The sequence below is a fragment of the Desulfobacter sp. genome, from assembly GCF_050177295.1.
The window spans coordinates 1-9971 of sequence record NZ_JBFXHE010000140.1; the positions used below are offsets into that span (position 1 = coordinate 1).

At 44.5% G+C, this 9971-nt stretch carries 11 protein-coding genes and 1 pseudogene; 1 reads left to right on the forward strand and 11 read right to left on the reverse strand.

The annotated features are described in order from the left end of the window. Positions 1–223 precede the first annotated feature (223 nt). Together AB7U36_RS11330 and trbL are read right to left on the reverse strand one after the other, a co-directional pair. Complete coding sequence (locus tag AB7U36_RS11330; protein ID WP_428159883.1) at positions 224–910, reverse strand: VirB8/TrbF family protein; 687 nt, start codon at positions 908–910, stop codon at positions 224–226. Continuing rightward, positions 907–1914, reverse strand: coding sequence for a P-type conjugative transfer protein TrbL (trbL, locus tag AB7U36_RS11335; RefSeq protein WP_428159884.1), 1008 nt, complete (start codon positions 1912–1914; stop codon positions 907–909). The genes AB7U36_RS11330 and trbL overlap by 4 nt, the downstream gene beginning before the upstream one ends. Positions 1915–1954: 40 nt before the next feature. Here trbL and AB7U36_RS11340 point away from each other — a divergent pair, with 40 nt between their 5' ends. Then, entirely contained in the window at positions 1955–2125 is a 171-nt protein-coding gene (locus AB7U36_RS11340; RefSeq protein WP_428159885.1) for a hypothetical protein, read from the forward strand. A gap of 3 nt (positions 2126–2128) precedes the next feature. Here AB7U36_RS11340 and trbJ read toward each other — a convergent pair whose 3' ends face one another. The 9 genes and pseudogenes from trbJ to AB7U36_RS11385 form a co-directional block, all read right to left on the reverse strand. Beyond that, the gene (gene trbJ / locus AB7U36_RS11345) at positions 2129–2881 is read right to left on the reverse strand and encodes a P-type conjugative transfer protein TrbJ (RefSeq protein WP_428159886.1); all 753 of its coding nucleotides are present in this window, start codon (positions 2879–2881) and stop codon (positions 2129–2131) included. A gap of 11 nt (positions 2882–2892) precedes the next feature. Continuing rightward, complete coding sequence (locus AB7U36_RS11350) at positions 2893–5607, reverse strand: VirB3 family type IV secretion system protein (RefSeq protein ID WP_428159887.1); 2715 nt, start codon at positions 5605–5607, stop codon at positions 2893–2895. Then, a complete protein-coding gene (locus AB7U36_RS11355) occupies positions 5607–5927 on the reverse strand; it encodes a TrbC/VirB2 family protein (RefSeq protein WP_428159888.1) in 321 nt (106 codons plus the stop codon). Before AB7U36_RS11355 ends, AB7U36_RS11350 begins: the two co-directional genes overlap by 1 nt. Before the next feature lie 15 nt (positions 5928–5942). After that, positions 5943–6203: a hypothetical protein gene (locus AB7U36_RS11360; protein ID WP_428159889.1), complete on the reverse strand. Its 261-nt coding sequence runs from the start codon at positions 6201–6203 to the stop codon at positions 5943–5945. Further along, entirely contained in the window at positions 6200–6937 is a 738-nt protein-coding gene (locus AB7U36_RS11365; RefSeq protein WP_428159890.1) for a conjugal transfer protein TraL, read from the reverse strand. Before AB7U36_RS11365 ends, AB7U36_RS11360 begins: the two co-directional genes overlap by 4 nt. Before the next feature lie 11 nt (positions 6938–6948). Next, entirely contained in the window at positions 6949–8133 is a 1185-nt protein-coding gene (locus tag AB7U36_RS11370) for a Rha family transcriptional regulator (RefSeq protein WP_428159891.1), read from the reverse strand. Positions 8134–8205: 72 nt separating this feature from the next. Next, positions 8206–8562, reverse strand: coding sequence for a TraK family protein (locus AB7U36_RS11375; protein WP_428159892.1), 357 nt, complete (start codon positions 8560–8562; stop codon positions 8206–8208). Beyond that, positions 8559–9542 carry a 3'-5' exonuclease gene (locus tag AB7U36_RS11380; protein ID WP_428159893.1) on the reverse strand — a complete coding sequence of 328 codons (984 nt, stop codon included), beginning with the start codon at positions 9540–9542 and terminating at the stop codon, positions 8559–8561. The genes AB7U36_RS11375 and AB7U36_RS11380 overlap by 4 nt, the downstream gene beginning before the upstream one ends. Then, positions 9526–9971: pseudogene (locus AB7U36_RS11385) on the reverse strand (transcriptional regulator); the annotation flags it as partial. The pseudogene AB7U36_RS11385 and the gene AB7U36_RS11380, both read right to left, overlap by 17 nt.

Here is a 9971-nt window from a genome sequence, read left to right on the forward strand (position 1 = left end):
GTTTCGCTCCAGAACACAACATGATTAAATCGAAATTTGTTATAGACAAAAAATAAGAAGGAAAGTACTTTTTGCAAGTATTAGCCCCTTACAAATTAATAATCACCCACACTTATTGAGAAGTTACATACGGGGCTTACGAAATCCGCAGCCCGGCATGTTGCCAAACCCGCAAAGAAAACCGCTATTGCGATTGTTACAAATTTTTTCATGGGTTTACCTCCTATTGTATTTTTTTGCTGTGGCTGATTTCCGACACATATATGCCGCTGGCATTATTTATGATCTCTTGCTGTGTTTCCGGAAGCTTGCGCTTGATGACAAGGTTCGCTTGAAAAGTAGTCCTGGAGCGCTCAACACCTCGATGTGTCCGCTCTATTTCTGTCCATTCCACCAGCCAGGTTTCTCCGCTGACATACAGAGGCAGGGCCATAATCCGCACTTCTACCAACTTTTCTTCGCTGGAAATGTATGGATTGTTGTCTGCGTACCATTTAGCCAGGATACTTTTTGCAGCACCAATTGACGTAAAACTTGCCTGTTTTACATACTTTTCCTGCAGGGCAATATCTGCCGTGACGGTTCGCCAGGCCGTGATAAATTGGCCCAGGCTGTATTGAATCATCTCCTGGCTGGTCTCAAGCTTTTTGGCCATCTGTCCGCCGCTGATCCGACCGGCCCGGTCAACCTCAACCATGTACGGGATCACTTTTTGTTGCCTTAATTGTATGATATTGGCCGTGCAAAGCAGGGCCGCAACAATCGAAACAAGCAGAGTTGAGAGCCGCCAAAGGTTTCTTTCCCGGATGAACGATCCATACATTTCTGACCAGGCCTTACGGCCCGCCAGATAATGATTTTCTTGCGCTGGTTGTAACACCGGGTCCTGGTGTTCTGTGGCATTCGTCATGATTCTTTTGACTCCTCTTTGGGTTTTACTGCTTCTGCTATTTTTCCCAGAGCACTCAGTGCCCCGCCCCTGGCTCCATTGAGAGCACCGGCCATGCCACCTCCACCGGCAGCGGCGCCAACGCCCATGGAGGCCGCACTCACCGCCATGCCTGCACCTGCCGCCATGGCTCCGGTGATAGCTCCGGCACTGCTGCCGCTATGCAGTGTGACTATCCTGGCTATTGTGTCAGGTAGAACTTTGATCAGAAACGCCAGAATGAAAAAACAGGCAGTGATAACAAGAGTTTCGGTAAAGCTTTTGAAGGTAAACAGCACCATATCTGCCAGGAATGAACCCAGGATGTATAGCAGACACCGGATTACGAATAATTTAAGGCCAACACTGAGGGCGTACTTCAAAAAACCTGTGGCAAAGCCTCTGGTATATCTCATACCGCCAAAGCCTAAAATAAAAATACCGAGATTAAAGGCAATATAAAATTCGCAGAGAATCACCAGATACATGCCGTAGATAAAAGCGCCACAGACAGCACTACAGATTGAACACAAACAGATGGCGGGAACTAACATAGGATTCCACGAATACATCATGTTATCTGCGACTTTTAGGGCATCACTGAAGACTTTTGCGAAAAATGCTTCGCCGGGAGGGGAGCCTCCACCAGCAACATCTTGAGCCATTTTCAGCATACCTTGAATTAAATCAACACCCCAAGCCTGACCTTTTATGATGAGAGCCCAAAAGATACCGCCAAAAATTGCCGTCATTACAAAGTCCTCTACAACGTCTTGTAATGTGGATTGTTTGAACCCGAGCTTTACGGCCATTACAACAAGCTGGACAACGAGCAGCCATTTTAGTAACCATAAAGCGTGACTTTTAACGTTTTCGCCCCAGGTGGAACCGACATCTTTATATTTCTGAGTGATGTCACCTAAAATATTTTGATCAATGTCAGTAGCTATTGCTAATTCATTGAAAAAAATCAAAAAAACTGCCATTGTAGAAAAACATAGACAAATTTTAACAGGAGGTTTCTTTATGTCCAAAAATTTGATCATCTTTACCATCTCTATCGTTATCGCCATTAGTATCAGTGTCGGCGTTTATATCCATGTGTCCGGTGACTCTGAGCCCGAATGGAAAAAAATCGAAGCACAAGAGAAAAAAGTGGGCGTAAATATTGACCCTAATCGTTTCCCCACACCATAATATTCAAGGGGTTGGGAAACGATCTGGGTCTACATCAATCTCAACTTCCATTTCCTGCTGCAAATCAGCATCCTTTAACTTTGCAGCATTGTGTTCTTGAGCCAAAGCGGCAGTCTGAGCCTGAACATAATTAGACAACAATGCCCTTGTCTGTCTCAATTCATGGACGGTAAGAGCGTTGATCTGGTTGCCGGCTTCAATAGCCTGAAGTCTGCCTTCCTTGGTAGACAACAGGTCATCTAAATAGCTGTCAAAATCACCAGAATCCTGCAGGTCTTGTAACTGCTGGCCGGTAAGCTGAAAATTAGACTGCAAAACATTGTCTATTTTCTCAGAAGCTTTTGAAAACTGATCTAACTGCATTTGAATGCGGTCTTGCATCAATATGTCATCAATTTTTAAGCCCTGTAATTCAGGCCAGGTGTCAGTGAAAATTGTCAGCAGCGCTCCCATATCAGCTTTGTAAGAATTCAGCCGGTTCACATTGGCAACCGCTACCTTGATTTGAGATTGAAGGTTGGAAACCAGGTTGCTTGGCAGGTTCATGGTATTGGTGATGGCGTTTTCTGTTTGTTGAACGAGTTGTTCGTATTGTTTGACTGCTTCTGCCAATTGTTCGATGTCTTTGATATATTCCAGGGCCTGGGTGAATAAATTGGAACAATTGAGACAGGTAACAGGAATGCCGGCCATAGAGACATTGACAAAGGCAATGACGGACAATAAAGCGATTGTGGTTTGGATTTTGTTTTTCATTTTAATACTCCTTAAATTTTAGGGGTTTTAATACTTCTGGCGTGCAGCCATTGTGTCGGCCATTCAGGGCCGAACTCATTTATTAAATTCTTAATTGCGGCAATGTCTTCTTTGCCTGATACGCCAGCAAATGACAGGGCCAGGGGGGACAAAGATAAGTTGATCAGGCGGCAACCCTGCGAAGATGTCACGTAATATTCACGTTTTGGCCGGGCCTGCGCGATGATTTTAACCTGGGTGGAATTGAGGCCTAGGCCGTGGTAGAGTCCTTTTTGAGTTTCTTTTTCTGCATCCTGGTTGGGTAAAAATATTTTGGTTGGACAGCTTTCTGACAACACATCTAAAATGCCTGAATTTCTGGCATCAGAAAGGCTTTGTGTGGCAAGAACAACCGCACAATTCGCCTTTCTGAGCACTTTTAACCACTCCCGTATTTTTTGCTGAAAAACAGGATGCCCCAACATGATCCAGGCTTCATCCAGGATCAGTATGCTTGGCTGCCCTTTAAATGCTTTCTCTATGCGGTGAAAAATATACAAAAGCACCGGGATTAAGTTTGCTTCGCCAAGATTCATCAAATCTTCGATTTCAAACACTGTATAACTTTCCAGGGTCATGGAATCGGCAGGCGCATCAAGAAGTTTGCCCATGGCCCCCTGGTTTGTATAGTGCTGAACCGCCTCTTTGAGTTCCTGGTGCTGGATATAATGATACAGGTTGCTTAATGTGCGGTGCTGATCCGGGGAGGTTCTGATTTGTGTAACAGCGTCATGTATAGCTGTCCGGTGCTCGGGTTTGATATCAACTTTTTGCAGGGTGGCCAGGGTGGTTATCCAGTCCTCGGCCCATGCCTGCTCTGCATCTGTATCAACGTATTTTAAAGGGCAAAAAGCCAACCGGCTGTCATCACCCGCAATGTGATAATGGGTGCCGCCTGCGGCAGAGACCAGGGGAAACATTGACAATCCCTTATCAAATGCAAAAATACACGCGTCCTTATACCGCCGGAATTGAGCTGCGATCATGGCCAGCAAAACGGATTTACCAGCACCGGTAGGGCCAAAAATCAGGGAGTGGCCCAAATCGCCTATATGCAGGTTCAGCCGGAAAGGCGTTGCGCCGTCTGTGGCGGCATACATAAGCGGCGGTGATCCTGGCGGATAAAACGGGCAAGGGGCTTTAGCTGATCCCGCATATATTGTTGATAAGGGTAAAATGTCGGCAAGATTCAGACTGTGTAAAATGATGCGGCGCAGGTTGGAATAATTATTGGCCGGGTGGGTTCCAAGCCAGCCTTCCAGGGCGTTGAGGGTTTCTACCCGGGCAGCAAAGCCCTGGGATAAAACCACTTTCCGGATATCCCTGGTTTGGGTCTGCAACAATTCTCTATCTTCATTTAACAGAATGATGTTGCCGGAAAAATAACCGAACCCAACAAATCCGGATTGATTAATTAAATATGCCTCTTCAGCATCTTCGGCCATCAAGGCGGCATCTTTGTTTGGTTTTGCTTTGGCGTTATTGAAAAGCTTGTCAAAGAAACCAATGATTTTTTGAGACCAGCCCTTCCTGTAATTGTCTATCTCCTGCAAGGCTGTCCATTGGTCCATACAGATATAACGGGTGTTAAACCGGTACGGTATGGATAAACTATCTAGCCCGGACAACATCATTGGGTAGGATTCTGCAGGAAAACCGTCAATGGCAACGACACTGATATATTTACCCCCGATTTTCGGGACTATGCCGCCTGTGACATCTTGGGAGGATAAAAGATAATCAAGATACATAGGGATTTTAGGCAATTTTATTTTGTGGCGTTCCCCTGTGATAATAGCGTTGATAATTTCTAAAAGTTCTGAATATATGCCATTTTGGAAGAGTGTATCCTTGAGTTGCCGAGGGCGAAAAGATAGTGAAAGCCTGTCCTCGATTTCGACCAGGTTGTTTTGAAAGGTTTTTAACGCCTTAACACCGGCATCATCCCCTTTTTCTCTCCGGCGCTCCTCCTTTTCTTCTGTATATAAGAAGGAATCCATTTTCTGCGCGGATATATCCGGCTTCCAGGTAATAAAAAGATAATGAGTCGTGCGGAAATGCTTGCCCTTTTTAAAATATATCCGCCTTTCATCATCAATGGATCTGGTGATCCTGTCAGGGAAATGATTTTCATTTTTATCAGGATAATAATCTTCCGGGCTCCGGATACAGTCAAAGTGCAGGGTGAACCCATCGCCTAAATTCTTTAAAGATGCGGATATGGAACTTGAAAAGCTTTCGAGGTCTGTCTCGGTTGAACTGGCCGTGTCCCGGGTTGTTATTTCATAGCCCACCAGGAACGAACCGTTTTTACAAAGGATAATTCCGTTATCTGCCATCACTGCATACTGCAAAAGACTCTGCAGGCCCTTTTCTTTTCTGCTCATGGCATTGTAATGGATGGATTTATGGGGCAACTGTGGGCTGTCTTTGGCCGGGTAAAATTTCTTGTGCCGCACATGCTGCCGGAAAACCTTTGAAAGGATCGGCTCTTTTTTATTTGCTTTCCTGGCCAGGGCAAACCCACCCGACAGAATTATCAGACCGATCAGGATCTGCCATGGACGATTGCCGCTGGATACAATCAGCACGCCGGCGGCAATACCGATCGGGAAAAGCAAATCCCGTTCTATGCCCATGATCAGGTCTGCACGATGCAGAGACCGATGTATTGCGATCCGTCGCATTATATTAATGCCCCACTGCCGAATGTGAACAGCGTATCAATGATTGGTTCCGCCAGGGCCAACACCGAGATGATGCAGACCACCACCAGGAACCCCTTTGTCATGCCATCCAGGTCGTCTTTTTTGAACCACATCACAAAAGCAGCTGCCAGGATCATCAGTATGGCAACGGACTTGGCCCACGGCCCGCGTAAGGTTTCCATCAAGGTTTCTGCCGGGGTTTCAAATTCCGAAATTGTTGATGCAAACGCAGTATCAACAACGGTGATCACGCCAAAAAAAATAAAGGTTGGTGCAAGTAACGGTAAATGTTTTTTCATTTCTATAACTCCTCTTCAAATAATCAATTGAATTGACAAACCGATAATGATGCCAAAAAGCACGGCGATCACTATATTCAGCGTGTTTGTTTTTTTGCTCACCTCCTTGGTTTTTTCTTTGAATTTTTCTGCAAGAATATCTTGCTGACTGGAAAGTTTTTGTGAATATTCTTCGGCCATAAGTTCACACACAGTGGCAACGATCCAGACCGGATCATTGTCACCGACTGTCATGTTGTGCCTTTTGGCTATTTCCGCCTGGATTTTGTTTTTCATTCCTGCTGTTCCTGGGCATCAATGATCAGGCCGGAGTTGTCCAGGATGTTCCAGATTTCATCCCTGGCTATTTTAAGCCGCTGTTTGGCCATGACGTTGAATTTGCCGGAATTGATTGCCTGGGCAAATGTCAGGCGGGACTTGAGCATCAGCTCCAGATCATAGCCAAAGGTTTCTTTTTTATACGTGGGCAAAACAATGGTGGTGCCGCCCTGACTTTGGTTGGCCTTTGCCAGTTTGTGGTTTTCAAAATCAATTTGGCCGAAGAAAGGGTTTACCCATATTGTTATGGGGGTGTCCGGAAAACCGTCCATCAGGGATGCCAGGCCCTGGATGGTATCACCTTCAGCCTGGCCGCCGGTGATCAGGGTATGCAGCGTAAGGCGGTGGCCGGTCTCTTTCAGAAAATCGGCAACATTGTTTTCCGACATGTAAGCAGCCAGGGGGACAAATGTGCTGGCGCCGCTGTCAACAACAGCGAAAGCCTCATCCGGCAGCTGGATTAATTTTTCTATCATTGTGTCAAATAACCGGCTGTTAATAGAATCACCTTCCATGATTTCTATTTTGGTCGCCTTTAATGCTTCATAGGCTGTCAGGGTTGCATTAACCGGATCAGCGTCCAGGCATGCCAGCAACTGGTCTCTGTCAACCAGATATTGACTTAAAAGACTGGCTGTAAAACTTTTGCCTACGCCGCCCTTGCCCTGCAGGATCATATTTATTGATGCCATTTTTTTTCCTTTTATAATTGGTTATGGATGCAGCTTGCTTTGCAGCATCCGGCTTTATCGCCAAGGCACATGGCATACATGGTGCCCCAGGCCAACATTATGATTTTTTGAAAATCCTTTTTGGAAACTTTGGTAAAATCTTCTAACCGGTGTTCTTGTTTGAATTTGTTGAATAAAAACTCATAGCTTGTCCTGTCCTCGTAATATGCCATGAAATCAAACAGTCCCCTTAACGGCTGCAATTCATCTTCTGTGCAAAGATCTATAAAGTCGTTTTGCAGTGTTTGTATCCCTGACCAGATGTATTCCATGGCGTTTTCATAACTTGAGGTCGTGATGCCCTTCAGGTTTGTTATCTGCATATAGGCACATAGTTCAGCTTCGAGCTTTTCAGGGGTGGTATTTTCAATCCATGCCCAAATCGAAATTAACCCTTTGAGCGCAAGCATCTTTTTTTCGGAAACATTGGCCCGCTGGAACCGGGGAGTCACACTTTGGAACGGTTGGGCCTGGACAGTCTCCATCCGGTCTTTTTGGGCGTTAACAGTTTTTAACTGTTCGTATCCCTTTAATTGAGCTTCCCTGGCCGCCTGACTGCGAAAAATGTGGCCCATCATGCCAAGACCGGCCAAGGTGATCCCATATCCGTCAACTCTTGGACCATGATCTTCCACATGGCCCATTGGAATAAAATTCTCTGCCTTGAATGCAGCTGGGATGTCGAGATAATGGATTTTTGTTGCCAGAGCATTGTGAGGCTGATCAATTTCCCTGGCCAGTTTCCAGCTTGAAATACCGAACTCGCCGGTAGGCAATAAAACTGTCAGGTCGCTCTCTATTGGTATTTGTAATGCAGCTTTTAAATATAATTTGTCTTTTTGAGCCCTTTCCATGGCGTTGAATGCTTCAATATACTTGAGTTTCCACGCCATAGCTCTCTTGCCTGTAAAGCCCATGACAAGCAAAACAAAACCGTCACGGGTCATATTAAAAGCTGGTCGTTCCTCGCCTTTTGCATCGATATATTTAACGTCCTCAAAATTGAGGGCGTTAAAATCTTGTGGTATTTCAAGGTGTTGAATTGTTCTGATAATATTATCATGTCTTTTTTTGAAATGTTCGGCGACCATCATCGAAGATACTGTTAATTTCCCGTTTATCTCTGTAACGTTGATGTGTTGTTTTTCTATTTCCATGTCCATCGTCAACTCCCCAAAAAATTAATACGCTAATTCGGCAGGTTCAAAATTGAGCTCGCTAATATCGATCTATTCTCTCTTTTTGATGAGGGTAAACGGTTTTTCATTCTCTTTTTCTTGCACAATAGAGTCGGTTGCATATTCAGTTGGGTAAGGATCATTTGAATGGCTGAACTTTCCTTTTTTTGAACCCATGCTTTGCCCGATGGTTTTTCGGGCTGTTGAAGTCTTCTTTTTTCGCGAGAATGGTGATTTCTGGTCGTAGTTATCAACTATTTTCACCCAGGCTTTGTATGACATTGTGATTTTTTTTTGGGCCACAAAATAATCAAAAACTGTTTTTTTCGTGTAGCCCTGGTCCAGCAGCTGCCTGGCTTCACCGTGGACTGCCAAATATTGACTTTTACATGTCGGTTTTAAATTCATTTTAAAGCCTTATTTATATCGAGCTTATGGTGTTTTCTGACGTTATACTGGCGGCATATTTCTGTGAAATTGGCATAGCTGGTACTCCACTTACCTTGTTTCTTAAGCATTCGATGAATTCGGGCCTTGGAGTATCCCTTGTTTAAAAGCACAATAATTTCATGCTTATTGGCCTGAAACTCAATTTCTCTGTCTTGGGCTATTTTAGGTCCCCGTTTCGGTGCAAGCCTAGGCGCGGGCGGCACGGCTAAAGAAACATAAGTTTCTGTATAGTCTTTAAAAAACTTGGTAAAATGCGTGTACGACAAGGTTATTTTACCGTCCTGAAAAAGTTTTTGATGAATATGACTTATGGACAGGCCTTGAGAGAACAGCTGTGATATTTCTTCTATGTTTTCTTTAAATTCTTCATACCTAGTGGACAGAGGTTTAACAAACGGTTTCCAATATGCGTCAAACGCCCCTTGCAATTTTTTATACAGCCGTTGTGTTGCCCTGCAGTCATCAAGCGCATTGTGAGTTTTGAGGTCAGACACATCAATACCCTGCTGTTGGCAGGCTACTTCTAATTTTTGCCACTTCCAGGTACCGTAATATTCGCTGAATTCAATCTGAGCGATATCAGCATATGCTGCCCTTAAATCCCGGCATGGCGGGAGAAGTTGCGGCCAGATACGGTGAAATGCCTCTGCTGTCTGCCGCATTAACCTGAAGTCAAAATCACAGTTATAGGTCATTATCGACTCTGCATTTTTAATGATCTCAAGAATATGATCATGGTAATCAGCCCAGGTCTTAATGTGTGCCAGGACGCCAGGGGTAATGCCGTGTACAGATGCAGCCTGGTCTTTTATTCCAACAGATGGTTTGAACCGTTGATTAAAAAATGTCCGGGCTGTGTCTGCGTCAATAATTGCCAGCTCTATAACCTGATCCTGGCTTTCCGGGCCGGTGTTTTCTGTGCTAAGTATTAATTTCATCTATCCATCGTCTTTCTTTCAAAAACTTTGATAGCCCCGGTATCCAGCGGCCATTATCCCGCTGCCACTCCCGGGACATCTTGTTTTTTCCAATGATTTGTAAAAGTTTTGATGTTTTGGGTATTTCTCCGGCCTGAACAAGTTTTTTAAAATTCATCCAGGCCTGCCATTTCCCGGCTTTCCGGGGGTATTGATTTAAAAGAATTTCAAATTGTTTTTTAAGGGGTAAACTATTTAATTCAGCTTCCTGCTGCTGTTTTTCAGCCAGAATCCTTTCCTGCTCTTCTTTCTGCCGCTGACGGTGAATTTGATCCTGCAGCTTTTGATCGTCATCTTTTTTTCTTTGGCGTTCTTCCGAATAGACTTTAAAGACAAGGGTTTTAACGCCAAAAAAAGAAAAATCATCTTTGAGTATTTGACCGTAATGTT

Excerpts from the sequence above, each read along its gene's own strand:
- AB7U36_RS11330 (WP_428159883.1), bottom strand. The coding sequence starts at position 910 with ATGACGAATGCCACAGAACACCAGGACCCGGTGTTACAACCAGCGCAA.
- trbL (WP_428159884.1), bottom strand. The coding sequence starts at position 1,914 with ATGGCAGTTTTTTTGATTTTTTTCAATGAATTAGCAATAGCTACTGAC.
- AB7U36_RS11340 (WP_428159885.1), top strand. The coding sequence starts at position 1,955 with ATGTCCAAAAATTTGATCATCTTTACCATCTCTATCGTTATCGCCATT.
- trbJ (WP_428159886.1), bottom strand. The coding sequence starts at position 2,881 with ATGAAAAACAAAATCCAAACCACAATCGCTTTATTGTCCGTCATTGCC.
- AB7U36_RS11350 (WP_428159887.1), bottom strand. The coding sequence starts at position 5,607 with ATGCGACGGATCGCAATACATCGGTCTCTGCATCGTGCAGACCTGATC.
- AB7U36_RS11355 (WP_428159888.1), bottom strand. The coding sequence starts at position 5,927 with ATGAAAAAACATTTACCGTTACTTGCACCAACCTTTATTTTTTTTGGC.
- AB7U36_RS11360 (WP_428159889.1), bottom strand. The coding sequence starts at position 6,203 with ATGAAAAACAAAATCCAGGCGGAAATAGCCAAAAGGCACAACATGACA.
- AB7U36_RS11365 (WP_428159890.1), bottom strand. The coding sequence starts at position 6,937 with ATGGCATCAATAAATATGATCCTGCAGGGCAAGGGCGGCGTAGGCAAA.
- AB7U36_RS11370 (WP_428159891.1), bottom strand. The coding sequence starts at position 8,133 with ATGGAAATAGAAAAACAACACATCAACGTTACAGAGATAAACGGGAAA.
- AB7U36_RS11375 (WP_428159892.1), bottom strand. The coding sequence starts at position 8,562 with ATGAATTTAAAACCGACATGTAAAAGTCAATATTTGGCAGTCCACGGT.
- AB7U36_RS11380 (WP_428159893.1), bottom strand. The coding sequence starts at position 9,542 with ATGAAATTAATACTTAGCACAGAAAACACCGGCCCGGAAAGCCAGGAT.